Origin of the sequence: Micromonospora fiedleri (genome assembly GCF_016774385.1) — a bacterium.
Lineage (GTDB): Bacteria > Actinomycetota > Actinomycetes > Mycobacteriales > Micromonosporaceae > Micromonospora > Micromonospora gifhornensis.
This window is the reverse complement of the sequence record NZ_JAETXL010000002.1, coordinates 1-24,570: the sequence shown is the minus strand read 5'-3', so window position 1 is coordinate 24,570 and position 24,570 is coordinate 1. Positions and strand designations below refer to the sequence as shown.

Sequence of the window (24,570 nt, the reverse complement as noted above, 5' to 3'; positions counted from 1 at the left end):
GTGTGCCGTGCGGTGGTCCGCTGATCGGGGCTGCGCTGTGCGGGGGTGCGCTGACCGGCAGGGCGCCGTGGGGTGGTCCGCTGATCGGCGGTGCGCTGTGCTGGGGTCCGCTGGCTGGTGCTGCGCTGTGCGGTGGTGCGCTGCTGGTGGGTGCCGTGGCGAACGGTGGGCCGCTGACGGGCGGCGCTGTGTCGGCGGGCGGCGTCGTAGCCTGCGCCCGGGAGCCGAGGCGAGCCGCCTCCTCCGCCAACAGCGGCCCGATCTGCTGGACCGGAATCGTCGGATTTGCCCATTGCGGCTGGGGTGGCGCGGCCGGCTGGTCGCCCTCCGGCTCCGCCGGCTCGGTGGACGGCGCAGGCTCCGTCAGGCCCAGCACCTCCGTCGCGTCGACCATCTCCGGCGAGGTTGCCGTTGGCGACGATGCTCCGGGTGTCATCGCTTCGCGCGACGCCGCCTCGGGCTGCAGCGCCAGACCTGGCTCGCCCAAGCGGGTGGTCTGGTCGTGGAGGGCGGCCCTGGGCGCAGGTACCACCGGAGCAGGCGGCACCGATGTTGCCGGGCCGGGGATCGGCGGTGCCGTCGGTACGGGGCCAGGAGCCGACGGCGCGGACAGTGCTGGGCCAGGGGGCGGTAGCGCCGGGCCAGGAGGCGGCAGCGCTGATGGTGCTGGGTCAGGGGTCGGCGGCACCGGCGGGGTGGTCGGGGCGGGAGGCGGCAGGTCGGGCGCATAGGGGACGGCTGGGGCGGCCGGCGCAGCGGGTGCCACCGGGCGCAGTGGAGCGGTGACGATCGACGCGTCGTGCGGCTGCCAGGCGGTCGACAGCACGGCCAGCGACACCGTCGGCTCGGCAAGCGCTCCATGCGGCGACTGATCGACCGGAGTCGGTTGACCAGCCGGGGGAGCTGCCGGCTGGAGGGCGGGCGTGGCGTCGCCGAGATACTCGCGTGCTGCGCGTACCGCGGGATGATCCACACCGAGCACGGCGGGGCCGGCGGTCGCGACGCGCATGTAGTTTCGGCGGGCCTCGTGGCGGTTGCCCAGCTCGTCCGCGACGGATCCCAGCTCATACGACAAGGCCAGCATCAGCGGGTCCGACAGCGGCCACCGGCGCTCCCCGGCGGCGAACGCCTCCTCCAGCACCCGGCGGGCGGCACTCGGCTCGTCCGCCTCCCGGTGCAGCCGAGCCAGCAGGTGCGCGGTGCTCAGGACGTCCGGATGATCCTTGCCGAACGGCGGCCGAGCAGACTCGAACGCGTCACTCAGCAGCTCACGGGCGGCGGCAAGGTTGCCCGCCCCACGCAGTGCAAGGGCACGCTGCTGGGCGACGGCCAGGGGAGAGGCATGGGGCACGTGGCCCATGCTGCCGGGTACCGCCGCTGCACCGCTACCCGACCCGCGGACCCGGCACGCACGCGTCCCCGGACCCTGGCCCGTCGGGCCTGGGCGGGCGGCGGATGCCGATGTGCATGATCCATCTGCGGCGTGTACAGTAACTCCCCGTGCGGCCCGCTGGGCGGCTTTCGGATGGTGGACCACCGAGGCCGGCAGGGTAGGCTGGACAGAGCAGGTCCGGGTGGCGGAATGGCAGACGCGCTAGCTTGAGGTGCTAGTGCCCGTATAGGGCGTGGGGGTTCAAGTCCCCCCTCGGACACAATCTTGGAACCCACGGTAGAAGGCCGTTGACCTGGCAGAACACAGGTCAGCGGCCTTGATCGTTTCTCGGGCTGTTGCCGCCGTGGGATCACCGTGGGATCACCGGCTACGAGTCGCGCCGTCCGCAGCAGCGGGCGGCGCGATCTTGTCTCAGCACGCCAACGCGGTTACGGTCCCATTGCTGCGCATACAAGCGCGGTCGGCGGCAGAGCCCGCGACACCGGGTCGAGGCCGCCCGCTCACGTGGAGGAACGGTGGCGACGATCGAGAAGAGGACAACCAAAGACGGCAAGAACACCCGGTGGCGGGTGAAGTGGCGCGACGGCGGCCGCCGCGACGGCGATTGGGACGGCGAGACGTTCGACTACCAGGCCGACGCGAAGCGCTTCAAGGCGCTCGTCGACGCCAACGGCAACCACCGGCCGTCGCCGGAGCAGCTGGTCGAGCACGGCTTCGGGCACCTGGCGCCCGCCCCGCCTGCGGCGCCCGTCGACGATCCGACGGCGATGACGTTCCGGCAGTACGCCCTGACGTGGCTGGACACCCTGACGAAGCCGAGCGCCGAGACGAAGCGGAAGTACCTGGAGCGACTGGAGAAGCACGTCTTCCCGACGCTGGGCGACGTGCCGATCGCCAGCATCACCCGGCGGATGATGCGCGAGTGGCAGACCCAGATGATGGTCTCGGGCCTGTCCCGCAAGACGATCGCCAACATCCGAGGCGAGTCGCTGTTCCCGATCTTCCGCGCCGCGTGCCTGCCCGGCGAGGACGAGGAGCCGCCGCTGCGGACGTACAACCCGCTGGAAGGGCTGGCCCTGCCCGACGGCCCCCGCTTCGAGCGGGACATCCTGGAGACGCCCGAGCAGGCGTCGATCCTGCTCACCGCGGCGTACGAAGTGGACCCGGAGGCCGCCGACCTGCTCCTGACGAAGCTGGCCGGCGGACTGCGCTGGGGTGAGGTGGCCGCCCTCCCGCCCGAAGCCGTCCGCAAGCACCTCGGCACCATCGAGATCCGGCAGGTCCTCCGCAAGGTCGAGGGACGCTGGACGGTCCAGCCGAAACCGAAGACGAAGAACGGCTACCGGCAGGTGCCCCTGCACCCGCTGGTGATGCACGTCGTCAACCAGCGCGTCGAGAAAGCCGGCAAGTTCCTGTTCTGGGCGCCCCGGGGGAACCACTGGCGGTACGAGGACTTCTACGACTGGCGGTGGGTGAAGATCCGGCACCTGGCCGAGTCACGCGGGCTGCGCGGGCACATGACGATGCACGGGCTGCGGCACTCGCTGCTGACGCTCCTCGCGACCGAGGGCCTGGACCTGCCGGGCCTCAAGGGCGTCGCCGGGCACGCCCAGGTGTCCACCACGATGGACGTGTACGTGCACCACACGACGGCGCACCACGAGCCGGTCCGGCGGATCGTCGGCGGCTTCCTGGAGGCCGGCATCCAGGCCGGCGAGCAGCAGCGCGCCGCCGGAGTCATGCGCGCCGCCGAGATCCGTGGCCGGATCCACCGGTCGTCGAAGGAGACGGCGGCGCGGTACGCCGACAAGACGCGACCCGGCCGGTAGCCGGAGACGAAGAAGCGGGCGGCGAGCCACAGAGTCTTCGCCGCCCGCTTCGTGCGCCGGTCGCACCTACCCTGGCGGCATGAGCGCTGAGTCGACGAGCCCGATGAGTAACTTCGTGTACTCGTTCGCCGCCGCCCGGGTGCTGCTTCAGCGGGCACACGAGCACGGCTTCTTGATTGAGGGCATGGTGCTGTACGTCTCGCTGATCGACGGGCTGCTGCGTTTGGCGATCATCCTGGATAAGCAACTCGCGGGCGATGCGGTCACCGTGGGCGAGTACATGGAGCAGGTGCCGGGCGGGGCGAAGCTCAGCGAGCGGGCGATCTACCAGGAGGCCCGGCGGCGCGGCATCATCGACGAGCCGTTGATGAACGAGGTCGTTGACCTCTACGAGCACCGGAATGCGATCGTGCACCGGTTCTTTCTGACCAGGCTTCAGTATGCCGACTTGGGGCCACACCTCGTCCGCTACGAGATGGTGTATGACCAGTGCTCCGCGATTGTGGCCGAGTTGGAGGACCGCCAGGTTCGCGAAGGCAAGGGCATGACCGTCGCCGACGGCTCGCAGGCTGACCGGCGAGTTGTCCTCGTCGAGGTGCTCGGGAAGTTGGGGTTTAACCCCGACCTGTCTGAGCGAGATCCGACGACCCGATCCTCCTAGGACGGTCTACAGGGTGTGGGGTGGTGCGGGGGCCTCCGGCTGCCGGCATCCGGCCGGCCGATACGGATGAGTGCGCAGCACAAACGAGCGCCCGGAGGCCCCCACGTCAGCGGCGGCCCGCCAGCGCCGGGCAGCTCTTGTACGCAGCGGCCAGGTCCTCGTCGGTGAACCGGACCAGCCGGCCGAGGCGCTGGCACGGCACGCGGCCCTTCGACACCCAGCGCCGCAGGGTGGTCTCCGCGATGCGGAGCTTCGCCGCGGCCTCCGCGTAGGTGTAGTCCTGGCTCACCTGCCTGCCCTCCCGTCTCAGCGCGTCGTGCGGGGTCACAATAGACCACTGCGGCCGGATAGGTCTACGGCGGGCTACGCCAGGCCACAGGGCGGGCGGAACTGTGCCGACCCTCTCACCTACCGGCCAGGTGTACGGCTACCATCGGGCACTGCGCGTGCATGGCACGCGCCGCGCGCTGGAAGTGCTGTTGGTGGCACGCCGCCCTACCGGGGCGGAGGCCCAGGTTCAAGTCCTGGCCGGCGCTCTCGACGCCCGGCCACAGGGGAAGGTGGTGAGAGGCGCGTGTTCCACGGCAGCATCCCGGCCGACCTGCGCTCGATCATCTACGAGCACGCCGAGTCGTGGCCCGACACCGACCTGTACGTCGGCTGCTCGGGGAACTTCACGATCGAGCGGACGCTCCACTCAAGACCGGGTGAGCGGCGGGCCATCCACGGCAACGACGTCCAGGCGTACTCGAGCGCCCTCGGCTGGTGGCTCGCCGGCCGGCCCCTCGACTACCGGCTCAAGGACGAGCACCGCGACCTGCTCGCCTGGCTGGAGCCGTACCTCACGACGTCGACCGACACGCTGGCGTCGCTGATGCTCGGCACCCGGTTCCTCCAGTACGTCGGCCGACCCGGCGTCTACTACGAGCGGATGGTCCGCGCCACGGTCGGCCAGTTCCCGACGATGCACGCCAAGACGGTGGCGAAGCTGAACGCGCTGACGCTGCGCCTCGCCTCCTACTACTGCGGCGACGTGCGCGAGTACCTGGAGACGGTCGTGCCGGCCGACGCGCCGGTGGCGATGTTCCCGCCGTTCTACGCGGGCGACTACGAGGCGCAGTTCGCCGGCATCGACGAGTTCTTCGACTGGCCGGCGCCGGACTATCCGATGCTCGATGAGGACGGCAAGGAGCAGATCATCGGCGCGGTCCTCGACCGCCCCCATTGGATCCTCGGTCTGCACATCCCGCGTGACGAGTTGCGGCCCTGGCTGCGGGGCGTCGTGCAGACGTCCAACCGCGGCATGCCGATCTACGTGTACGCCTCGTCGGGGGCCCGGCGGGTCGTCGCCCCCGCCCAGGACGTCGCGCCGATCCTCGCGCCGAAGATCGGCCCCGCCGAGCAGCTCGGCGACCGCATGGCCATCCACGTCCTGTCCGGCGGCCAGTTCGCCGCGATCCGCTCGCAGTTCATGAGCAAGACGATCCTGCCCGGGTCGCCGCTGCTCGCCTGCGGCGTCAGCGTCGACGGCAAGCTCATCGGCGCGTTCGCGTACCTGCCGCCCAAGTTCGACCCGGCCTGCGCCTACCTGATGAGCGACTTCCCCGTGTCGTGGACCCGGTACCGGCGGCTGGCGAAGCTGATCGTGATGGCGGCCGCCAGCCGCGAGACGCAGCTGCTGTTGCAGCGGTCCCTGTCGAAGCGGCTCACCTCGTGGTCGACCACGGCGTTCACGGACCGGCCGAACTCGGCGAAGTACGGCCGGGGCATCCCCGGCGTGAAGTTGCAGAAGCGCAGCGAGCCGGCCGCCGACGGCATCCACCGATACCAGCTCCAGTACGGCGGCCCGCTGGGCGACTGGACGCTGCACGAGGCGCTGGCGGAGTGGAAGCGCCGCCACGGGAAGGACATGCGATGAACGACGACCAGCACGGCGGCCAGCAGCCGGCCGCCGAGCCGGCCGGCTGTCCCAAGGTGATGTGGGACGGCCCCGACCATATTCGATGCAACCAGGGCGCCGACAACGGCGTCTGCCCGCTGCACGGCCGGTTCCGGCACCCGCAGCCGGCCGACCCTGACCGGCCGTGCCTCCACACCGACATGCACCTGGACGCCGACGTGCAGCGGCTAACCGCCTCCGACGACGACCCCACCGTGGTGGCGTACATCGTCGAGCTTCAGGTGCGCTGCCTGGCCTGCCAGGAGCGGTTCCGCTGGGTCGGTGTCCCCGCCGGTCTGATGCCGGGCCGTCCCGCCTGTAGCCCGGACGAGTTCACGCTGCACGCGCCGATCCGGCCGTCCACCGCCGACCCCGACTTCGGCCTCGGCATCCCGGGGTTCGCCATCCAGTACCGGGACGGTGAGCGGTGAACGACGAGTACCACGACGCCGGAGTCTGGTGCGGAGAGTCAGCGCATTGCGTGCCGCCCTACCCGGGGGCGCTGCCCGGCACACCGTACCCGGAGGCCACCGACGTCGACCTGGCGGTCCGGGCTGCCGCCAGGGCCCGCTACCTCCGCGCGTACCCGGCCGACCAGGAGCGGGCCGACGGGTACACCGAGCGGATGGCCGCCGACCCGGCGTTCCGCGCGGAAATGACCGCCGCCGTCGCGGCTCTCGCCGGCGCCGGCCGCATGATGCCCGTCGACGCGGAGACGGCGCACCTGATCGAGCTAACGGCCGACGGGTGGACCGTCCAGCACCCGCTGTCGTGCCGGCCGAACCTGTTCCGATGCGAGGTGAGCCGGGCCGCTGGGCGCGACCTGACCGTCGCCCCCGAGACCCTGGGCGTCTTCGAGTGCGAAGTGCAGGACGGCCGGTTCGTTATCGGGGCAGCGCGATGAGCGACGAGCGCCGCGACGACGGCCCGCTGAACCTGAGCCCCGCCAGGGTCGACCCGCGCAGCCTGACGCTGCTGGAGGTCAACGCGCGATACATGCGGAAGGAGACGTACGACCGCCTGGTGGCGAACGTCCGCCGAGACGGGGCGCTGACCAGCACGCCGCTGGTGTGGAACGACGAGCAGGGCGGCCGAATGGTGGTGCTGTCCGGCAACCACCGCATCATGGCGGCCCGCGACGCCGGCCTGGAGCTGGTCGACGTCATCGTGGTCGACCAGCCGCTCACCCGCGCCCGGCAGGTCGCGTTGCAGCTGTCCCACAACGCCATCGAGGGCGAGGACGACCCGGCCACGTTGAAACAGCTGTACGAGGAGCTGGACGACGTGGACTGGCGGGCCTACTCGGGCCTGGACGACAAGCAGCTCGACCTGCTCGCCCAGGTCGACCTCGAAGGGCTCAGCGAGGCGAACCTGGACTTCGCCACCGTCCAGCTGGTGTTCCTGCCGCACGAGTTGGAAGCCGCGCGCACCTCGTTCGACGAGGCCCGCAAGCTCGTTCAAGCCGACGCCCGCTGGCTCGCCGGGTACGCCGACTACGAAACCACCCTGGACGCCCTCGCGACCGCCCACGGCGCCCACAACGTCGGCAACGTGGCCACCGCCCTCGGCCTGATCCTGACGGTGTTCGAGCGGCACCTTGGCGAGCTGCGCGACGGCGTATGGCTCGACCCCGACAGCGGCGAGCCGATCGGCCCGGCAAGCCGGCTCGTCCCCATCGAGACGGTGCTGGAGACACGCTCGATGCCTGCCGACGCCGCCGCCGTGCTGACTCGCGCCGTCAACAAGCTCGTCGCGTCCGGCGAGATCCCGGCCGACCAGCGGTGGCGCGCCCTGGAGCTGCTGGCCGCCGACTACCTCGCCGGCTGACCGCCGGCGGAGCCCCCGGGCCGGACGGCAGCCCGTCGCCCGGCCCACAGCCCACCGGCCGCAGTCCCGCATTGCGGCCCCCCAAAGAGAGGAGCCACATGGCACCCGACCCGACCGGCACCGACGCCGACGACCCGCCCGCCGAGTTCGTCACCCGCTTGGAGCACGAGGCGAAGCTGGCGGCGCTGACCGAGGAGTGCGAGCAACTTCGCGCCCAACTCTCCGGGCTCCAGAGGCTGGGCGCCCTGAACCTGAGGCGCGTCACGGCACTGGAGAAGGCGGCCGAGATCGCCAAGGGCCTGCGGTCGACCGGGCTCGCCCGGGCCGACGCGGTGCCCCACCCGGCTCTGCTGGCGTACGCCGAGTTCCTGCTCACCGAGCCCCCCGAGGAAGAGGTGGCCGGCCTAGCGAAGTCCACGACAGAGACCCCCTAGCGAGGAGGATCCACATGGCACCCGAACCGACCAGCCACGCCGACGACGACCCGTACGCCAGCCTGGACGAGCGGCAGCGCTACGAACTCGACCGGCGCTGCGACCACCACCCGCCGAAGGACCTCGCCACCGCCGAAGCGCACGGGCGGTGGCGTGCCGCCATCAAGGTGACCATGGCCGAGGCGATGCGCAGCCTCCCGCCCTGCCGCGAAACGTCGATGGTCCTGACCGCCCTGGACGACGCCCTCATGTACGGCAACGCGGCGATCGCCCGCCCGCCGATGGTCAACGGCCGCCGGCCGGGCCACTGACCGGGTGGCCCGGCCGGCACTTCCCCGCCCGCCGGGCCACCCCCCCGAGCACCACAAGGAGGTGACCGTGAGCGAGCCGGAGATCCTGCCCTGGGACCGGCAGGACCGTGAGCCCGAGAAGGCGTACGGCTACTTCGTGCTGTACCGCGACTTGGGCCGCACCCGGACCGTCGCGAAGGTCGCCTCCGAGGTCAACAAGAGCCGGGATTACCTCCACAAGCTGGCCACCGCCTGGAAGTGGGTGCAGCGGGCGGCGGCGTGGGACCGGGAAGAGGACCGGCAGTACGTCGAGGGCTTGGCCGAGCAGCGACGGGACATGGCGAAGCGGCACGCGCGGATCGCGTCGGCGCTGCAAGCCAAGATCGTGGCCCGGTTGCAGTCCCTCGACGCGTCGAAGCTCAGCCCCGGCGACATCGCCCGGTGGCTGGAGGTGGCGACCCGGGTCGAGCGCCTGGCCCTGGGCCTGCCCGACTCGACCACGGCGCACACCGGCCCGGACGGCGGCCCGATCCGCGCCGAGGTCGAGCAGATGACCGAACAGCAGCGCGCCGACTTCTTCCGGGCGCTGATGGCCGAGGCGGCGGCCCGCGCCGGCCAGGCCAACCCGACCGCCGGCCCCGATGACCCGGCCGGCGACGACGAGCGCGAGGAGGGTGCAGGTGGAGCGTCGACGGAGGACTGACGGGCGAGTGCGGCTCGCGGTCGAGCTGCACGCCCCCCGTTGGGCGGTGTGGTCGGCAGGGCTGGGCCTGCTGGTGCTCGGCGTGAGCAACGCGGCCGCCGTGGTGGTGCTGATGGTGGTGCGGTGACCCGAGGGCCCCGCTCGGTGCGGCTGCTGACCGGCCACCGCCGGCCGGCAGCCGCCCGGTCCGCGTACCGGCCGGGCGGCCCGATCGCAGGGGTCGGCCCGCAGACGTGGGCGACGCTGAACGTCCAGGGTCGGGCGGTCGGCCGAGCCCGGGTGGTCACGCTGCCGCCAGCGCAACTGGCCGCGTTCCGGCGGCGTGTGTGGGCGTGGCGGCTGCTGCTCGCCGGCTGGCTCGGTGTGACCGGCCTCGCCGGCTGGCTGGCGCTGCGGTGGATCGGCCCGGCCGGGTTCGCCTGCCTGGCGCCGATGGTGGCGGCGCTGCTGCTGCTGGTCTGGTGCTCGATCGTGGACCTGCGCGAGCAGGAGTCCGAGTTGTGGTGCGGGCGCTGACCGATGCTGCTGTCGTACCCGGACCCGGCGCTGATGACGGACGCCGAGCTGGCCGCGTACCTGCGCGAGGTGTCCGAGGTGCAGGGCATGGTCCGGTACGACTGGCAGCGCCAGGCCCGGCCGGAGCAGATGGAGCCGGCGTACTACCGGATCTGGATGCTGCTGGCCGGTCGTGGCTTCGGCAAGACGCGCACCGGCGCGGAGACGGTACGCGGCTGGGCCGGTACGCGGCCGGGCGGGCACTACGCGGTGATCGCAAAGACGCACCGCGAGGTCTACAACGTGTGCTTCACCGCCAGGAGGGCCGGGCTGCTGGCGGTGATCCCGCCGAAGCAGGTGCGGACGTTCAACCGCAGCGAGCCGTACCTGGAGCTCACGAACGGCGCGATCATCCGCGGGTTCGGCGCGCAGGACCCGGACACGCTGCGCGGCTACGACTTCGACGGCTGCTGGCTCGACGAGTACGCGGCCTGGCCGTTGCAGACGGCGCAGGGCGTGTTCGACATGCTGTGGTTCTGCATGCGTGAGGCACCCGAGCCGCGCATGGTCATCAGCACGACGCCGAAGCCGCTGCCGCACGTGAAGAAGCTGCTGACGCGGGCGAAGAAGCAGCTAGCGCGCAGCCGCCGACCCCGGGTGGTGATTACCCGCGGCAAGACGCTGGACAACGCGGCGAACCTCAGCCCGGAGGCGTTGGAGGAGCTGCTGGAGCAGTACGGCGGCACCCGGCTGGGCAGGCAGGAACTGGACGCCGAGCTGCTGACCGATGTCGAGGGCGCGCTGTGGAAGTCGGCATGGATCGAGGCGGGGCGGGTCGACAAGGACGAGGTGCCCCCGCTGGTCCGGACCGTCGTGTCGGTGGACCCGGCGGACACGGTGTCGGAGACGAGCGACGAGACGGGCATCGTCGCGGTCGGCCGGGGCGAGGACGGCGAGCACTACGTGCTGGCCGACCGAAGCATGAAGATCGCCGGCATAGCGGCGGCCCGCCGGATCTGGCAGTGCTACCTGGACGTCGACGCGGACGTGGTGGTGTACGAGGGCTCGTCGGCGTGGCTGCGGGACATCCTGGTCGACGCCTGGGTGGCCATGCAGAAGGAGGGCCTGATCGGCGGCGGTGACCCGCCGATCGACGTGGTGCAGGCCCGCCAGTCGAAGCGAGTGCGGGCGGAACCGGTCGCGGCCCGGTACGAGGTGGACCCGCCTCGGGTGCATCACGTCGGCGCGTTCCCGACGCTGGAGGACCAGCTGACGACGTGGACGCCGGAGTCGGGCGACTCGCCGGACCGGCTTGACGCGCTGGTGCACGGGGTGACGTATCTGCGGGCGAAGGAGTCTCGCCGCGCGATGGTGGCCTCGCCACTCGGACAGCGGGCCCGGCCCACCTCAGGACTGCGCTGATGGCGGAATCAGCCCAGCGCCTCCGAGAGAACCTGGACGCCCGTTGCCTCGGCCCAACGGGCGATCCGCTCATGTCCGGACCGGTTCCACTCCGGGAGGCGGATTTCGCCGTCTGCGGTGATCTGTGCTACCTCGGGTGCGCCGAACGCTTGGAACAGCTCGCTGGTCAGGCGGTACGTCGTGGCGACCAGGCCGCTGCCCCCGGTGCAGAGGTCGTCGAGATCGGCGACGGTGTCGGCGTACGGCTGTTCGGTGATGGATTCGGTACCGATCGGATCGTTCGCCCAGCCGAGGTTGGAAACCAGCGTGACCGGGCCATGCGTTGGCCAGATCGTTGCGCGGACGGTCGCGAGCCCACCGGCCGCCGCACGATCGCGTGCGTGGCGGGCAAGGAGTTGAAGCCCTGCGGCGACCCCCAAGGTGAGCCACTGCGAGTCCACCAGACGACCACCGGGATCCATGTTCCCGGATTTCTCCGAGCTGACGTTAGTGGAGAATGCGCCGCTGCCGTTCTCGTGAAGTTCGCAGGCGCCGCGCGAGTAGGGCCTGCCGGGCTCGAAGGTGCCAATACCTACCAGGCGGCGATGCCGGACAGTCGAGTGGAGGAAGCTGCGTACCTGGATGCCGAAGGCGTCGGCGGGCTTCATGTTGCTCAGCTGGAAGTCCCTCAGGGTGGCTGTGTCGATCGTGAAGCCGCCTGGCACGTCCGGGACGAGGGTGACCAGCACGAACAGTTCCGTGGGGGCATGGCGCGAGGTGAAATCGGCTTCGAGGCGTACGGCCTCTTCGATACGGCTGGTCAAGCCGGCGAACCGTGCCCGGTACGCCTCGGCGACCTCGCTCTCGGACAACCAGATCGTCTCGGTGCCGATCCGCTTGGGGTAGAGCAACGACTTGTTCTCGTTGACGTAGGCGTGGGGCGCGTGTGCCGATCGCGCGACCCAGATGATGAGGAAGCCTTTGCCGGGCCGGTCGGGGTCTTCGACGGGGATGACGTCGAAGGTCGGCGTCGGCTGGATGTTGCCGTAGACGGTCTGTCGGAGGCGTCGCCGTTCGTCGTCACTGATGTCGACGCCGGTGTCGTGCTTCGCGCGGCCTTGTTCGTCTTCGTCCATGCCGAGGATGAGGATGCCGCCGGTGGCGTTCGCGAGAGCGCCGACGTCGCCGCAGAGCTTCTTTCGCTCGCTGCTGCTGCCGCCATAGGTGTCCCGCTTGAAGTCCAGGTCGGGGCCTTCGGTCGTCGCGGGGATCAATCCCTTGACTTGGCTGTAGGTCAGGGATTCGTCGATTGGTCCGCCGAGGAGCTGTTCGAGTCGACGGTTCCGCAGTGTCGGCATGGATTCGATCGTGGACCGCCGGGCGCCTTCAGGCAAATTCGCAGGTCAGACGGGGTTTCGATTAGACGGGCGATGATCTTGAGTGATACAATGAATATGTACGGCATGAGCTGTACGCAGTTCACGTGGAAGAGGAAGGACCACCAGTGACAGCAGCCACCGAGCGGCGCCCGAAGGCCAAGGCGCCGTACCTCGCGGACATCGACCCGCGCGACCTGCTGGCCAACCCGCGGAACGTCCGCACCCAGCACGGCGACCTGACCGAGCTGCGCGCCTCGATCGCCGCCAGCGGCGTCCTCCAGGCCCTGCTCGTGGTCCCCGACAACGGCGGCCACCTCATCGTCGCCGGCCACCGTCGCGCCAAGGCCGCCGCCGAGGTACTCGAAGCCGGGGAATGGCCCGACGGCGTGCCGCCGACCGTGCCGTGCCTTGTGCGCCCCGACCTGGCCGGCGTGCCCGCTAGCCAGGTCGTGTCCATGCTGATCGAGAACGACCAGCGCGCCGACCTCACGCCCACCGAACGGGCCGTCGCGTACGCGCAGCTGGAGCTGTTCGGTCTCGACCCGAGCCAGATCGCCCAGCGCACCGGGCGCAGCTACAAGCACGTCCACGACTCGCTGCGGCTGGTCAAGCTCGGTGAGAAAGCCACCGCGGCCGCCGACGCCGGCCGGCTGTCCCTCGACGACGTTGCCGAGCTGGCCGAGTTCGAGGACGACCCGAAGACGCTGGAGAAGATCCTCAAGGACGTCGACACCAGCTGGGGCATCAAGCACAAGGTCGGCGAGGAACGCCGCAAGCGCACGGTCAAGGAAGCCGTCGCGGCGCTCAGAGCCGAACTCGAAGCGGCCGGCGTGACCATCGTCAAGAAGCCCAAGGACGGGTGGCCGTACAACTGCCAGATGGCGCGGCTCGACCAGCTCACCACCGCCGACGGCGAGAGCATCGACCCGGAGACGGTAAAGACCCTCGACGGGTACGGCGCACTGATCGAGGAACGCTGGGAAAGCGCCGAGGCCGTCATCGTCTGCCTCGACCCGGAGGCCCACGGCTACCAGCGGACCGGGCACAGCTACTGGAAGAGCCCCGCCGAGATCGCCGCGAAGGAGGCCGAAGCGAAGGCGAAGGAGGAACGCCGCGAGCGGTTGAAGGAAGCCGCCACGGTGCGCCGCAAGTTCCTGGTCGAGAAGTACGGCAGCGCGAAGGGCGCCAAGACGCTCCTGGTCGACGCGATGCGGCTCGCCGTGGTGGAGCCCCGCTTCCTGGTGCACCAGATCGACGAGGAGCTGATCCGCGAGCTGGCCGGCGGCGAGCTGGCCGACGGCCTCACCGCCGGGCAGGACCGGCTGAACCGGCTGCTCGTGGCCCGCATGATCGGCGCGCAGGAGTACAACGCCGGTGAGGCTGCCCTAGGCCGCTGGACCCAGCGGAAAGACCTGATCGTGCCCTGGCTGACCCGACTGGAGGCGGACGGCTACGAGCTGTCCGACGCCGAAGCCGAATGGCGCACCGCGCTCATCGCCGAGGAAGAAGCCGAGCTCCTGCGGTACGAGGCCGAGGAAGACGACGAGGACGGCGAACAGGACCACGCCGAGCCGGGGATCGTGGACGTGGCCTTGCCCGAGCACGACGTCGACCCCGGCTCCGAACTCGACCCGGACCCGCGCACCGAAGCTGACACGGAGGGGGTAGCGCAGGCATGACGCGACTCGTCCCTGCCTGGGACGGGCGGGAGGCGGCCACCGCAGTGGCCGCCTCCCGGCGCCTCCCGACACCACCCCCGAACGCGCCTGACCTCGCGGAATGCGACGTGGTCGTGGCCAACCACAGCGGCGGAAAGGACTCCCTGGCCATGCTGGACGTCGTCGCGCACGCCGCCGACGCCGCCGGGGTACTCAACCGCGTGGTCGTGCAGCACAACGACCTCGGCCGGGTCGAGTGGCCCGGCGCCCGTGAGATCGCCCAGCAGCACGCCGAGCACTACGGGCTTCGGTTCGAGGTGCGCAGTCGCCGCGGCCCGGACCTCCTGGACGACATCCGCCGGCGAGGGAAGTTCCCCGACGCCGCGCGGCGGTGGTGCAGCAGCGACCATAAGCGTGGGCCCGGCCGGACCCTGCTGACAGAGCTGGCGCGCGAACTCGCCTTGGACCGGCCCGCGCGGATCGTGCAGTGCTACGGCTTCCGCGCCCAGGAGTCGCGGGGTCGGGCGGCCAAGGAACCGTTCGCCTACGACCAGGCAGCGTCGACGCAGACGACCCGGCATGTGTGGACGTGGCTGCCCGTCCTCGGCTGGACCGTCGATCAGGTGTGGGACCGGATCCGCGCCAGGGGTCTGCCGTACCACCCCGCGTACGACGAGGGCATGTCGCGGCTGTCGTGCTCGTTCTGTGTGCTCGCGTCGCGGCAGGATCTGCTGACCGCGTGCCGCCTTCGTCCTGACCTGGCGCGCGAGTATGCCGCAGTGGAAGCGGAGATCGGGCACCGCTTCCGCCAGGACCTCAGCATGGCGCAGATCCTCGACGAGGCCGGGGTGTGACGTGGACGAGGAGCTGTTGCGCGGCAGCTGCCCGGCCTGCGAGGTCGGGATCGGTGAGACGCACGCCGACGACTGCGACGTGGCCGAGTGCCTGGCCACCGGCCGCAAGCGCATGTGGTGCTGGGCCCAGGCCGACACGGCAGGACACGACTGCGGGCAGGCCGACTGGACGGGCCGGTGGCCCGGCCACCGGGAGTGCCGCGAGTTTGGCTGGCACGTCCAGTGGGACCGCGAGGCCCAAACCTGGTCGCGGTGCTCCTCGGACGTGCCCGGGTCGGGGCCGGAGCTGACCCGCCTGTACGCGCAGGCCCGCTGGAACGCGGACCAGCGGCAGTGGGAGCGGCGGCGGGCGGTGGTGTTCATCGGCGTGCTGCGCGGTGGCCGGGCGGCCGCCGAGGAGCTGGCGAAGGTGGCGCAGCGCTGGGCGGTGCACGAGGGCTTGGACGTGGTGTGTGAGCACGTCGGTGCTCACGCGTGGCGGTCCGTGGTCGCGGACGTGGCGGACGGCCGCGTCGAGCTGGTGGTGGTGCCGTCGGTGGCGGCGCTGGGCCACGGCCGGCAGCTGTTCGCCCGGATCGCGGCGGTACGCGACGCGGGCGGGAACGTCGCCGGGCCCGGCGTGGTGGTCGACGAGGACGGGCGGGTCGTCGAGAAGACGCTCCCCGGGGAAGCGAGGAGAATTCACGATGGAGGACGGTAAGCGCAGCGCGTTCGATGTGGCGCGGGAAGCCCTGCTGAACCGCTTCGGGACGCTCGACCCGGAGCGGATGCGGGCGCTCGGCGCGGATGACGTCGAGGTCGGCGCGGCGGTGAACATCGCCCAGCGCGACGGCGGCCTGGCACGGGACAAGCGGATGATCCTGGCGTGCCCGCCGACGAACATGAACGAGCTGCTGGAGGGCGCGGACGTGCCCCGGTACGTGCCGACCGTCGACCACTCGCTGACGCGGTGCGGCGACTGCGGCACGGACATGTGGATTGGCCCGAGGCAGCAGGCGGTGGCGATGCGGGCACCGGACGCGACCCTGGTGCTGTGCATGGTGTGCGCGGTCCAGGAGACGGAACGGCGCGGGGCAGCGGCGCTGGTCGGGAACCTCGGCGGCAACGATGGGAGGCCACGACTGGCGGGCTAGTCCGCCCTGCGGACCAGCGGCCCCCGCACCAGACGGTGCGGGGGCCGTCCTGCCTTAGCGGAGCTGCCGGGTCACCTGGTCCATCACCAGGTACGCGATGAGGCCCAAGCTCACCGCGCTGCCGATCTCGTCCAGAGTGAAGTGTTCGCCGACCCCGATACCAGCGGCGATAGTCAGCTTGATGAGGATGCTGACGGGAAGAAGCCGTTCGCGCGTTGATATTGACGTTGTAATTGTGGTCGGCGCGATCGGCCCGGACTGTGGAACTGATTGTGGAACGGAATTTAGAACGGAGTTTCCGACCCCATGATGGGGTTCTGCGTTGCCAGGCCGTACGCTAGACATGCGTTGGCCTCCTTCTGCGGTTGGATGCGAATACGGTCGACGTACCTGACGGGCACCCGGCGGCCACCGGGTGCCCGTCGCTTGTCCCGTGCCGGGTAGCACGGTAGACGAGCCTGCCGAGTGGGTTGACGCGATCGGCACGTCCACCCTCCGACAAGAGACTGTAGATGCGTATCGGGAGGCTTTCCAAGCCGGTAGTGATATCGGGCCACCGGAGCGCGTTAGTCGACGATCAGTCGCCAAGTTGGGCCCGATAACGTTCGCGAGGAATACTGCCTGGCACGGTGGGGCGACGTCCAGGGTTTCACCGCTTCGCCACCGAGATTCGGTGGGCTCTTGCCGCTGTTCGGCGCACGCTGTCGGCCGCGCGGCTGTCCGCCGGACGTCCCTAGTTGGGGCGGACGTCGCACCCGCTCTCGATCGGCGGATCCGCCAAGACGTCGCCGCAGAGGCAGCGCAGCACCAAGTGGCCGCCGCACGAGCACGCCCACCAGTCCCGGACGGGTCGGGTCGCGGACCCACCGGCGTAGGGGTGCCCGACGCGGCATTGCTGCGGCTCGTCGCCGACCAGCTCCCGCACCTGCCGGTACGGGAAGGCGGCCACGTGCGGGTCGGCGCGGGCCCGTGCGACCAGCTGCCGCAGCTGGGCCGGGGAGTCGACGGCGCGCTCGATGACCGTCACGCCGGCTGGGCTGTTGTCGGCCTGGTCCCAGCGGATGGTGATGTACCACCGGTTGCGCCACTCCACGTCTCGCAGGATAGTCGTACATGTGTTCGAGCATGCGTGAGACTGTCCGACCTCGCGGACATACTGGCGGGATGTCCAGTGAGATCAATGTGACGTACCGGGTAGTCCGTGACCTGCCGGCTGCCCAGCGGGCAAACTGGAGCACCTTGCTTGCCGAGTTCGCCGCCGAGGTGCCCGACCCGGACAAGGTTGAGGTGGTCATCACCGACGAGTACGAGAAGGTGGCCGGCGAGTACCTGGTACAGGAGGTCGACCGCGCGAACCAGTCGATGACCGCCGAGCAGTACCGGGCCGACAGGGCCGACGGGGCGCGGGCTGCAGCCAAGACCTGCGTCTTGCCGGGCGGCAGGATCGTGGTCGTGGCCAGCAGCGGCCTGATGCCGCACGGGATCCGGCCCGCCCGGCACATGCTGCTCCACGAGGCGCAGCATGTGCGCCTGCATCAGCACGGAGACGCTGCGTTGGCAGTGCACCGGCGGGTGCCGTTCACGCTGCCGCAACGGGAAATCATGTGGGAGTACCTGTGGCTCGCCGAGAGCGCGATCGACGAGTTCCGGTGTGAGCGGACCGTGCATGAGCGGGGGTGGACGGACCCCGCGAACCTGGTCGGCCCGGGCGACGTTTCCGGCGTCGTTGCTACCTTCCGCGCTGCTCGGACCGCCTGGGACGTCACGGGTGACGTGATGGGCGCGTACCACGCTGCGTTCGCTTCGCTGGACCGCATGTCGAAGGTCCTCGGCTACGGTGCGGCCGGCGTCGTCACCGGTGTGATATCGCCAGCGGCATGGGCGAGGGTCCCGGTGGCTGGCCGGATCCTGGATGTCGTGGAGGATCTGCCCGGCGCCGACGTGGTCCTACCGCGTGAGGATCTGATCGCCGCAGCCGTAGAGGTGGCGAAGCGGCTGAGGCGGATCTTGAAGGAGATGGGCTTCGACTACTTCCATACGCCCGGCGGCGGTGGATACCTCAAGGTGTTGTGATACCCGGTCCGTCAGATGATCTGACGGGCTGGCGCCGACGGATGGTGTCCGGCCGCAGTGCCTTTGCATATGCTCATAGCCGTGACGGGGCTGATCGAGATCGCGGTGGTGCTGCTGGTCGTGGCCCGGGTGACCCGGCTGATCGTCGCCGACGAGATCACCCGCCCGCTGCGGGAAGCGATTGTGAGGCGACTCCCCGAGGGCAGCCCGCTGGCGTACCTGCTGATGTGCCGGTGGTGTCTGTCCGTGTGGGTGGCCGTGCCGGCCGCCGCCGGCTGGTGGCACCTGTCGTACCTGCCCCGCTGGTCCGGTTACTGGTGGGTGGACGTGCCGACCATGGCCCTGGCCCTGTCGTACGCGACCGGCCTGCTCGTGCGCGCCGAGCCGGAGGCGTAGTCGATGGCCTGGTGGGGCACGAAGCCGAACGCCGACAGCCCGCTCGGCAAGGCGACCGCAGTCGTCGCGTCGGCGGCGAAGATGCGCTACGAGTCCAGCGGCGCGCTGCGGAAGGTGACGAAGCAGCAGTGGCAGGAAGAGGCGTGGCGGCACTACGAGGAGTGCGGCGAACTGGCCTACCTGGTGAACACGATCGCCAAGGCAATGGGCCGGGCCCGGCTGTACATCACGCAGGTCAACGACGCGGGGCGGCCCGTCGAGACGCCGGATCAGGCGCCGGCCGGCGTTAACGAGACGTTCCTCGGCGGCCCGAGCAAGCAAGCCGAGTTGCTGTCCGATGCCGGAATCCAGCTTGGTGTGCCCGGCGAGTGCTACCTGATCGGTGAGCCGGAACGCGACGAGGACGGCAATGCCACCGACCGGGAGACGTGGATCATCGCGTCGACGGAGGAACTGTCCGAGCGTGCCGGGAAGTACGTCCTCGACCAGGGCGCGGGCGCCAGGGAACTGGAGCCCGACGAGACGGTCATCGTGCGGATCTGGTCGCCGAGCCCCCGCAAGCACGCCCTGCCGTCATCACAGGTGCAGTCCAACCGGCGGGTGCTGCGGCTGATCGAGCGGCTGACGCAGTACGTGCAGTCGCAGATCGACTCCCGGTTGGCGGGCGCGGGTGTGCTGCTGCTGCCGAACGAGCTGAGCTTCGTCGCCCCCGAGCAGGAGGAGAACCCGGAGGACGGGGTGTCGTCGTTCCTGGCGACGCTGACCGAGGCGATGACCACCGCGGTGAAGGACCGCGACTCAGTTGCCGCGTTGGTGCCGATCGTCGTGCAGGGGCCGGCGGAGCACTTGGAGAAGGCTCGTCTGCTCAGCTTCGCCACGGAACTGTCGTCGTCGGTGCCGTCGATGCTCGACGGCGCGATCCGCCGGCTCGCCCTCGGTCTCGACGCTCCACCCGAGATGCTGCTGGGCATGACCCAGGCGAACCATTGGGGCGCCTGGATGACCGACGAGGCGACGATCAAGTACCACGTCGAGAGCAAGCTGGAGCTGGTGTGCGCGGCACTGACCCAGCAGATGCTGTGGCCGGCGCTCGAGGGCGCGGCCGGCGTCGCAGACCCGAAGCGATGGATCGTCTGGTACGACACCAGCGAACTGACGCAGAGCCCGGACAAGGGTGCCGACGCGAAAGACCTCTACGGACTCGGTGAGCTGTCCGGCGACGCGCTGCGCCGGGAGACGGGGTTCGGTGACGAGGACAAGCCCACAGACGATGAGCGGGAATTGCGCCGACTCCTGGAGATCATCCGGACGGTGCCGGCGGCTGGTCCGCTGCTCGTGCAGCGGCTGCTGGAGGTCGCCCAGGTGGGCGTGCAGGTCGACCCGGCAGAGCTGAAGCCGCCCGCGCCGGCCGAACTTCCCGCCGGCGAGCCACCGACCGCCGAAGACCCCGCGCCGGCCACGGCGCCGCCGCCCGACGGCGACACCGAACGCCGTGGGCCGCCCGAGAAGGCGGCGCTCGTAGCTGCGGCGGAACCGCTGAGCGGACCATTCGTGGCCGCGTGCGAGGCCCTGGCGCTGCGGGCGCTGGAAGTCGCCGGGAAGCGGGTCATCGGCCGTGAGCGGTACCGGCACACCGACCTGTCCGTGTGGGAGTACCACACGGTGCGGCAGTCCACGCCCACGTCGGTGCCCCGCCTGCTTCAGGGCGCGTTCACGGCGGTCCCGGCCGTGGCCGGCCGGCTCGGCGTCGACCCGGACAAGCTGACGGCCGCCCTCACCGGCTACGTCGGTGCGCTGCTGGTGAGCGGGCGGCGGCACGACGTCGACGAGCTGCGCGAGCACCTGGCGCGCACCGTCGCGGGGGAGCTGGTGCCGGCGTGACCGCCCCGACCGGCCTCGTCCCTGAGCTGGTGCTGGCGCACGGGCACGCCTGCCAGCGGTCCGGGCGCGGCAAGGGCTGCCAGGTCATCCGCTGGTCGCGGTGCCGCACCTGCGGCTGGTGGGGCGAGCTGTGGGGCGGCGACCAGCCGCCCCTGACCGACGCGGAGCACACCTGCGACCCGCAGGAGGCGGCCCGCTACCAGCAGACCAGGAGGACCAGTGGCTGACCCGGCGAACGTGACCCTCACCCAGCTGCGTGATGCGTTCGCGCTGATTGGGATTCAGCTCGACGACGACTTCGTGCGGCTGGAGCTGCGCGAGGACCTGCTGACGATCTACCGGGTGGTGCGCACCGGCTCCGGGATGCCCCGCTGCCTGCCTGACGGTGGTGCGCAGACCCAGGGCTCGACGGTCAACGTGGTCGCCGCGCTGCCGCCCGCCCCAGAGGGATAGGCGTGGCCGAGCGGGACCAGTGGCTGCCGCTGCGGCTCACCCACGAGGCGCGGGTGATTGCCGCCGAGAAGCGCGTCGAGCGGGCCGCCCGCGCGGCGCTGGCCGCCTGGCTGCGGTCGGCCCGCGCCGTGGCGCTGCCTGTCACCGCGGCGGCCCTGCCCCCGGACCCGAGCGCGCTCGCCGGCGCCGGGCAAGCATGGTTCGAGGCGATGACCGCGCACCTGCTGCCTGCCGTCGACGATACGTTCCTCGAGGGCGTCGCCGCCGCGGGCGGCGACGTCGACGTGCTGCGGGTGGAGCAGCTGAAAGACGAGTACCTGGCGCAGTTGCCGAACCGGCTCCAGGGGGTGCCGGACTCGGCGTGGACGCAGGTCACGGCGGCGGTTGCTGAGCTGTCGGCCGAGGGTGCGAGCATCCCGCGGATCCGCGACGCCATCGAGCAGCTGCTCGGCGAACTGGCGTGGGAGGACCGGGCGGTGACGATCGCCCGCACGGAGACGATCGGCGCCTACAACGCGGGCACCCTGACGGCCTGGTTGACGTCCGCGCGGGCGCTCGACGAGAAGTTGGACAAGGTGTGGGTGTCCACCCACGACACGCGGACGAGGCGCGACCACCGGGACGCGGACGGGCAGCGCGTCGCCCTGGACGGCGTGTTCATGGTCGGCGGGGTGCCGCTGCGGTTCCCGGGCGACCCGGCGGCACCGCCCGGCCAGGTCGTGAACTGCCGCTGCACCATGATCGAGGTAGAGGCGGGGGAGCCGCTACCTGCGATCCCGAAGCACCCGTGGCCGCGACGGGCTACCGGGTTGGACATCACGGTGACGGCGGCGGCAGCCGCGAAGGGTGGCAAGCAGATGACGACGTGGAAGGGAACGCTGGCGCCCCTGGGCGCCGTGTCCGGCGATCGGCGGATCTTCGCGGCAGACGGCGAGTGGTCGTTCCGCGACCTGCCGCTGCCGCTGAGGTGGGCGAGGGAAGACGCACCCGGGCACGAGGGCGCGGTCACGATCGGCCGAATCACGGCCGGCGAGGTGCAGGCGACGCAGCTGACCGGCGAGGGTGACTTCATCGACGCTGTGCCGGAACTGGCCGAGGCGCTGGAGCTGTGGCGGGCCGGGGTGCTGTTCCCGAGCGTGGACCTGGACGACTTCGAGTTCGTGTACACCGACGGCGACGGCAAGCCGATCGCGGACATGAGCGACGAGGAGTGGGAAGCGTTCATCGAGTCCGGCGAGGAGCCGTACATCACGGTGACGAAGGGCCGGGTCATGGCGGTGACGATGCTCGGTACGCAGGCGTTCATGGAGGCGCGCCTGGACCTGGTCGACGACGTGCCTGCCGACGAGGCCGACGAGGATGCGCCCTCGGACGAGCCGGAGGACGAGGAAGCCGCGGTCACCGCGGCCGGCACGGGCGGGACGCCGAAGCAGGTCGCTCCGCTGTACCCGCCCCGGGCGTGGTTCGACGACCCCGGCCTGTCCGAGCTGACGCCCATCCAGGTGACCGCTGACGGGCGGGTGTTCGGGCACCTCGCGGACAACGACTGCCACCTGACGTTCCTCACCGGCGGGCAGTGCGTGCTGCCGCCGGCGGAGGGCGGGTTCGACTGGTTCCACCGGCCGGAGATCCAGACCGCCGAGGGTGACCTGGTGGCGGTCGGGCACATCACTGCCGGGACCGGGCACGCCGACCTGGCGCTGAACGCCGCCGCGGCGGTGTCGCACTACGACGACACCGGCACGCAGGTGGCGGTGGTCCGGGCCGGCCGGGACGCGCACGGCACGTGGGTCGCCGGGTCGCTGGTGCCCGAGGCCACCGAGGAGCAGGTGCAGCTGCTGCGCCGGTCGCCGCTGTCCGGGGACTGGCGGTGGATCGGCGGAGCCCGGCAGCTCGTCGCAGCGCTGTGCGTCAACGTCGGCGGCTTCCCCGTCGTGCGCGGACGGTCGTCGGGCGGGCGGGCGTATGCGATGGTGGCCTCCGGCTGGGCTGGCTGGAAGCCGGCCGGCCCGGCCGTCGGCCGGCGCGACACGGCCGGGCTGTCCCCGGCCGTCCTGGATGCGGCGGTGCGGCGTGCGGTCGCGGCCGGGTTCGCCGCCGAGCGGCAGCGGGTCGCGAACGCGGCGGTCGCCGACCGGATCGCCGCGACGATCGGCCGCGACCGGCGCACGCTCGTGGCGGCATTGGCCGCCGAGGTGCACAGCAGGTAAGGGGGAAGCTGGTGGGCTGCAACTGCGGCAGTAAGGCACGGCGCACCGTGTGGGTGCTGTCCTACGAGGACGGCCGTGCCGGTGGCGAGTACAACTCGAAGACGGCGGCGGAGGTCGCCGACGTCCAGAAGGGCGGCGGCGGCGCGATTCGCCAGGTGCGGAAGTAGCCAGGGTTGGAATATCGCTGAATGTCTATTTCTGGGGGGCGTCGTCGCCTGCGGCTGGCCGTTACCCTCTGTGAATTCGAGGGGATGCGGTGGCGCCCTCTCTGGGTGGGGGTTCAGGTTGAAGGTGGACGGGCCTTGCGGCGCAAGGCAAGGTCGACGTGATGTGAATCACCTCTGGCCCCCCGTTCGGTCGCGGCGACAAATGGCTCGAAAGCCGCATAGCGTCCTGGTTGGGAAGGTGCGATGCCGGAATGTTTCCGACCCGGAAGGCTAGGAGGGCGGCGCGCTGGAACCTCAAGCGACTGTGCCTGCCGATGCCGTCGTCGACGAACGCGGCTCTGCTGATCTTGCGCGGACGCCTGCACGTAGGCTGCCCTGCTGGGCACCGTGTTCTTGGCGCGAACACTGTCGACGCTCAGCCAGGTGCCCCTCCTGCGGACAGCCGGACTTGCTGGCAAGACGCGCCTGGTCGCGTATGTCTCGGTCATGCGCCGCTTCGTAGCCGAGCTCCGTCCACACTGGCCAGCTCGACGCCAGCGTTGCATCCGGCTTCTGCGGTCGGCATCCCTGAAGGCGTCTCAACTGTTTGTTGGCCAGCGAAAAGGCGCAACCGGCGGCACGCAAGGGTTATTGCCCGTAGCGGTGATGCTTGTTGGTGGGGACGTTCGATTTCTCGGGGTGGAAGCCAGGCACAGAAGCAAGTGTTCAGCAGGACGGGGTGCTCTGAGTCAGTCGGTGTGGACACGTCTGGCGTAGCCGGACCTCCGGAGCGGCCGTGGACCCTGCGGCATGGGGGGCGGGTGGTAGAGGGTGGTCGTTCGCCGGGATGGCTGCCGGGCTCTCGTCATCGTCACCCTGACCGGTCGTCACCGTCACTCTGACGGTCACCCTGACCGGTCACCGTCACCCTGACCGGTCGTCACCGTCACCCTGACCGGTCACCGTCACCCTGACCCGTCGCCGTATTGACGGGCAAGCGGTGACGAAGTCGCCGGAGACCGAAGCGGAGGACGGGTCGGAACCTCGCGGAGGCCGAGACCGGAGCGGAGACAGTACGGCGGACACAACCGGGGCGGGGCGGGGCGGAGACAGCGGAGCGGAGACAGCGGGGCGGAGACAACCGGGGCGGGGCACCGATGGTGATTGCATCCCGCCGAACGGATGCCAGCGCGGTGTAGGGAGCATGCGGCGACGGGTGTAGTGGCGTGCCGGCTCACCGACTCAGGACCGACCGACTCGCGTGTTGGATCCGCGCTGCCCGCGCGCCGGATCCGCGCTGCCCGCGCGCTGGCTCACCGACTCAGGACCGACCGACTCGCGTGTTGGATCCGCGCTGCCCGCGCGCTGGCTCACCGACTCAGGACCGACCGACTCGCGTGTTGGATCCGCGCTGC

The 24,570-nt window shown here is 70.8% G+C and carries 26 protein-coding genes, 2 tRNA genes and 1 pseudogene; 25 read left to right on the top strand and 4 right to left on the bottom strand.

Annotation, left to right across the window (positions count from 1 at the left end; translation table 11 throughout):
• The first annotated feature begins 573 nt into the window (after positions 1-573).
• Positions 574-786 (top strand): hypothetical protein, encoded by a 213-nt coding sequence (locus tag JMF97_RS04175; protein ID WP_203220934.1) that lies wholly within the window; start codon positions 574-576, stop codon positions 784-786.
• Here JMF97_RS04175 and JMF97_RS32305 read toward each other — a convergent pair.
• A pseudogene (locus JMF97_RS32305) lies at positions 749-1,360 on the bottom strand (tetratricopeptide repeat protein); the annotation flags it as partial. The gene JMF97_RS04175 and the pseudogene JMF97_RS32305 overlap by 38 nt on opposite strands.
• A gap of 208 nt (positions 1,361-1,568) precedes the next feature.
• Between JMF97_RS32305 and JMF97_RS04165 the strand changes: the two are divergent.
• The 3 genes from JMF97_RS04165 to JMF97_RS04155 all read left to right on the top strand — a co-directional run bounded on the left by JMF97_RS04165 (position 1,569) and on the right by JMF97_RS04155 (position 3,883).
• Positions 1,569-1,652 (top strand) — tRNA-Leu (locus tag JMF97_RS04165).
• Positions 1,653-1,908: 256 nt separating this feature from the next.
• Positions 1,909-3,222, top strand: coding sequence for a tyrosine-type recombinase/integrase (locus tag JMF97_RS04160; protein ID WP_203220344.1), 1,314 nt, complete (start codon positions 1,909-1,911; stop codon positions 3,220-3,222).
• A 79-nt stretch (positions 3,223-3,301) separates the two neighbouring features.
• A complete protein-coding gene (locus JMF97_RS04155; protein ID WP_203220343.1) occupies positions 3,302-3,883 on the top strand; it encodes a hypothetical protein in 582 nt (193 codons plus the stop codon).
• Positions 3,884-3,989: 106 nt separating this feature from the next.
• Here the strand turns inward: JMF97_RS04155 and JMF97_RS31725 are convergent, their stop codons facing one another.
• Positions 3,990-4,172, bottom strand: a complete 183-nt coding sequence (locus tag JMF97_RS31725) for a helix-turn-helix domain-containing protein (protein WP_169596521.1) — start codon at positions 4,170-4,172, stop codon at positions 3,990-3,992.
• 175 nt (positions 4,173-4,347) lie between these two features.
• On the opposite strand from JMF97_RS31725, the gene JMF97_RS04145 reads away from it, so the two are divergent.
• The 10 genes from JMF97_RS04145 to JMF97_RS04100 all read left to right on the top strand — a co-directional run bounded on the left by JMF97_RS04145 (position 4,348) and on the right by JMF97_RS04100 (position 10,993).
• Positions 4,348-4,419 (top strand) — tRNA-Gly (locus tag JMF97_RS04145).
• Positions 4,420-4,457: 38 nt separating this feature from the next.
• On the top strand, positions 4,458-5,801 hold the full coding sequence (locus tag JMF97_RS04140) for a putative antirestriction adenine methyltransferase (RefSeq protein WP_203220342.1): 1,344 nt from the start codon (positions 4,458-4,460) through the stop codon (positions 5,799-5,801).
• Complete coding sequence (locus tag JMF97_RS04135; RefSeq protein WP_203220341.1) at positions 5,798-6,253, top strand: hypothetical protein; 456 nt, start codon at positions 5,798-5,800, stop codon at positions 6,251-6,253. Before JMF97_RS04140 ends, JMF97_RS04135 begins: the two co-directional genes overlap by 4 nt.
• The gene (locus JMF97_RS31915) at positions 6,250-6,726 is read left to right on the top strand and encodes a DUF6085 family protein (RefSeq protein ID WP_203220340.1); all 477 of its coding nucleotides are present in this window, start codon (positions 6,250-6,252) and stop codon (positions 6,724-6,726) included. The genes JMF97_RS04135 and JMF97_RS31915 overlap by 4 nt, the downstream gene beginning before the upstream one ends.
• Entirely contained in the window at positions 6,723-7,649 is a 927-nt protein-coding gene (locus JMF97_RS04125) for a ParB N-terminal domain-containing protein (protein WP_203220339.1), read from the top strand. The genes JMF97_RS31915 and JMF97_RS04125 overlap by 4 nt, the downstream gene beginning before the upstream one ends.
• 98 nt (positions 7,650-7,747) lie before the next feature.
• Positions 7,748-8,083, top strand: a complete 336-nt coding sequence (locus JMF97_RS04120) for a hypothetical protein (protein WP_203220338.1) — start codon at positions 7,748-7,750, stop codon at positions 8,081-8,083.
• 14 nt (positions 8,084-8,097) lie between these two features.
• Entirely contained in the window at positions 8,098-8,394 is a 297-nt protein-coding gene (locus JMF97_RS04115) for an Acb2/Tad1 domain-containing protein (RefSeq protein ID WP_203220337.1), read from the top strand.
• A gap of 67 nt (positions 8,395-8,461) precedes the next feature.
• Positions 8,462-9,076, top strand: a complete 615-nt coding sequence (locus JMF97_RS04110; protein ID WP_203220336.1) for a hypothetical protein — start codon at positions 8,462-8,464, stop codon at positions 9,074-9,076.
• Positions 9,077-9,199: 123 nt separating this feature from the next.
• Positions 9,200-9,592, top strand: coding sequence for a hypothetical protein (locus JMF97_RS04105; RefSeq protein ID WP_203220335.1), 393 nt, complete (start codon positions 9,200-9,202; stop codon positions 9,590-9,592).
• Positions 9,593-9,595: 3 nt separating this feature from the next.
• Positions 9,596-10,993, top strand: coding sequence for a terminase large subunit domain-containing protein (locus JMF97_RS04100; protein WP_203220334.1), 1,398 nt, complete (start codon positions 9,596-9,598; stop codon positions 10,991-10,993).
• 8 nt (positions 10,994-11,001) lie between these two features.
• On the opposite strand, the gene JMF97_RS04095 is transcribed toward JMF97_RS04100, so the two are convergent.
• Complete coding sequence (locus tag JMF97_RS04095; protein WP_203220333.1) at positions 11,002-12,330, bottom strand: AlbA family DNA-binding domain-containing protein; 1,329 nt, start codon at positions 12,328-12,330, stop codon at positions 11,002-11,004.
• Positions 12,331-12,476: 146 nt separating this feature from the next.
• Between JMF97_RS04095 and JMF97_RS04090 the strand changes: the two genes are divergently transcribed.
• The 4 genes from JMF97_RS04090 to JMF97_RS04075 are packed head-to-tail and all read left to right on the top strand — an operon-like array spanning position 12,477 to position 15,996.
• Positions 12,477-14,030 carry a ParB/RepB/Spo0J family partition protein gene (locus JMF97_RS04090; RefSeq protein WP_203220332.1) on the top strand — a complete coding sequence of 518 codons (1,554 nt, stop codon included), beginning with the start codon at positions 12,477-12,479 and terminating at the stop codon, positions 14,028-14,030.
• Complete coding sequence (locus JMF97_RS04085) at positions 14,027-14,863, top strand: phosphoadenosine phosphosulfate reductase domain-containing protein (protein ID WP_203220331.1); 837 nt, start codon at positions 14,027-14,029, stop codon at positions 14,861-14,863. Before JMF97_RS04090 ends, JMF97_RS04085 begins: the two co-directional genes overlap by 4 nt.
• Before the next feature lies 1 nt (position 14,864).
• Positions 14,865-15,563, top strand: coding sequence for a hypothetical protein (locus JMF97_RS04080; protein ID WP_203220330.1), 699 nt, complete (start codon positions 14,865-14,867; stop codon positions 15,561-15,563).
• Positions 15,550-15,996, top strand: coding sequence for a hypothetical protein (locus tag JMF97_RS04075; protein ID WP_203220329.1), 447 nt, complete (start codon positions 15,550-15,552; stop codon positions 15,994-15,996). Before JMF97_RS04080 ends, JMF97_RS04075 begins: the two co-directional genes overlap by 14 nt.
• 733 nt (positions 15,997-16,729) lie before the next feature.
• Here the strand turns inward: JMF97_RS04075 and JMF97_RS04070 are convergent.
• On the bottom strand, positions 16,730-17,089 hold the full coding sequence (locus JMF97_RS04070) for a hypothetical protein (RefSeq protein ID WP_203220328.1): 360 nt from the start codon (positions 17,087-17,089) through the stop codon (positions 16,730-16,732).
• 71 nt (positions 17,090-17,160) lie between these two features.
• Between JMF97_RS04070 and JMF97_RS04065 the strand changes: the two genes are divergently transcribed.
• The 7 genes from JMF97_RS04065 to JMF97_RS04035 all read left to right on the top strand — a co-directional run bounded on the left by JMF97_RS04065 (position 17,161) and on the right by JMF97_RS04035 (position 23,176).
• Entirely contained in the window at positions 17,161-18,069 is a 909-nt protein-coding gene (locus JMF97_RS04065) for a hypothetical protein (RefSeq protein ID WP_203220327.1), read from the top strand.
• Positions 18,070-18,150: 81 nt separating this feature from the next.
• Positions 18,151-18,465, top strand: a complete 315-nt coding sequence (locus JMF97_RS04060) for a hypothetical protein (protein WP_203220326.1) — start codon at positions 18,151-18,153, stop codon at positions 18,463-18,465.
• A gap of 3 nt (positions 18,466-18,468) precedes the next feature.
• On the top strand, positions 18,469-20,346 hold the full coding sequence (locus JMF97_RS04055) for a hypothetical protein (protein WP_203220325.1): 1,878 nt from the start codon (positions 18,469-18,471) through the stop codon (positions 20,344-20,346).
• Positions 20,343-20,573 carry a hypothetical protein gene (locus JMF97_RS04050; protein ID WP_203220324.1) on the top strand — a complete coding sequence of 77 codons (231 nt, stop codon included), beginning with the start codon at positions 20,343-20,345 and terminating at the stop codon, positions 20,571-20,573. Before JMF97_RS04055 ends, JMF97_RS04050 begins: the two co-directional genes overlap by 4 nt.
• The gene (locus tag JMF97_RS04045) at positions 20,566-20,799 is read left to right on the top strand and encodes a hypothetical protein (protein ID WP_203220323.1); all 234 of its coding nucleotides are present in this window, start codon (positions 20,566-20,568) and stop codon (positions 20,797-20,799) included. The genes JMF97_RS04050 and JMF97_RS04045 overlap by 8 nt, the downstream gene beginning before the upstream one ends.
• Positions 20,800-20,801: 2 nt before the next feature.
• Positions 20,802-23,009, top strand: coding sequence for a phage minor head protein (locus tag JMF97_RS04040; protein WP_203220322.1), 2,208 nt, complete (start codon positions 20,802-20,804; stop codon positions 23,007-23,009).
• Between the two features lie 11 nt (positions 23,010-23,020).
• On the top strand, positions 23,021-23,176 hold the full coding sequence (locus tag JMF97_RS04035; RefSeq protein WP_203220321.1) for an uS7 family ribosomal protein: 156 nt from the start codon (positions 23,021-23,023) through the stop codon (positions 23,174-23,176).
• Positions 23,177-24,570 lie beyond the last annotated feature (1,394 nt).

Coding starts and splice junctions, on each gene's coding strand:
- JMF97_RS04135 (WP_203220341.1), top strand. CDS start 5,798: ATGAACGACGACCAGCACGGCGGCCAGCAGCCGGCCGCCGAGCCGGCC.
- JMF97_RS04085 (WP_203220331.1), top strand. CDS start 14,027: ATGACGCGACTCGTCCCTGCCTGGGACGGGCGGGAGGCGGCCACCGCA.
- JMF97_RS04125 (WP_203220339.1), top strand. CDS start 6,723: ATGAGCGACGAGCGCCGCGACGACGGCCCGCTGAACCTGAGCCCCGCC.
- JMF97_RS04100 (WP_203220334.1), top strand. CDS start 9,596: ATGCTGCTGTCGTACCCGGACCCGGCGCTGATGACGGACGCCGAGCTG.
- JMF97_RS04065 (WP_203220327.1), top strand. CDS start 17,161: ATGTCCAGTGAGATCAATGTGACGTACCGGGTAGTCCGTGACCTGCCG.
- JMF97_RS04120 (WP_203220338.1), top strand. CDS start 7,748: ATGGCACCCGACCCGACCGGCACCGACGCCGACGACCCGCCCGCCGAG.
- JMF97_RS04075 (WP_203220329.1), top strand. CDS start 15,550: ATGGAGGACGGTAAGCGCAGCGCGTTCGATGTGGCGCGGGAAGCCCTG.
- JMF97_RS04115 (WP_203220337.1), top strand. CDS start 8,098: ATGGCACCCGAACCGACCAGCCACGCCGACGACGACCCGTACGCCAGC.
- JMF97_RS04055 (WP_203220325.1), top strand. CDS start 18,469: ATGGCCTGGTGGGGCACGAAGCCGAACGCCGACAGCCCGCTCGGCAAG.
- JMF97_RS04095 (WP_203220333.1), bottom strand. CDS start 12,330: ATGCCGACACTGCGGAACCGTCGACTCGAACAGCTCCTCGGCGGACCA.
- JMF97_RS04155 (WP_203220343.1), top strand. CDS start 3,302: ATGAGCGCTGAGTCGACGAGCCCGATGAGTAACTTCGTGTACTCGTTC.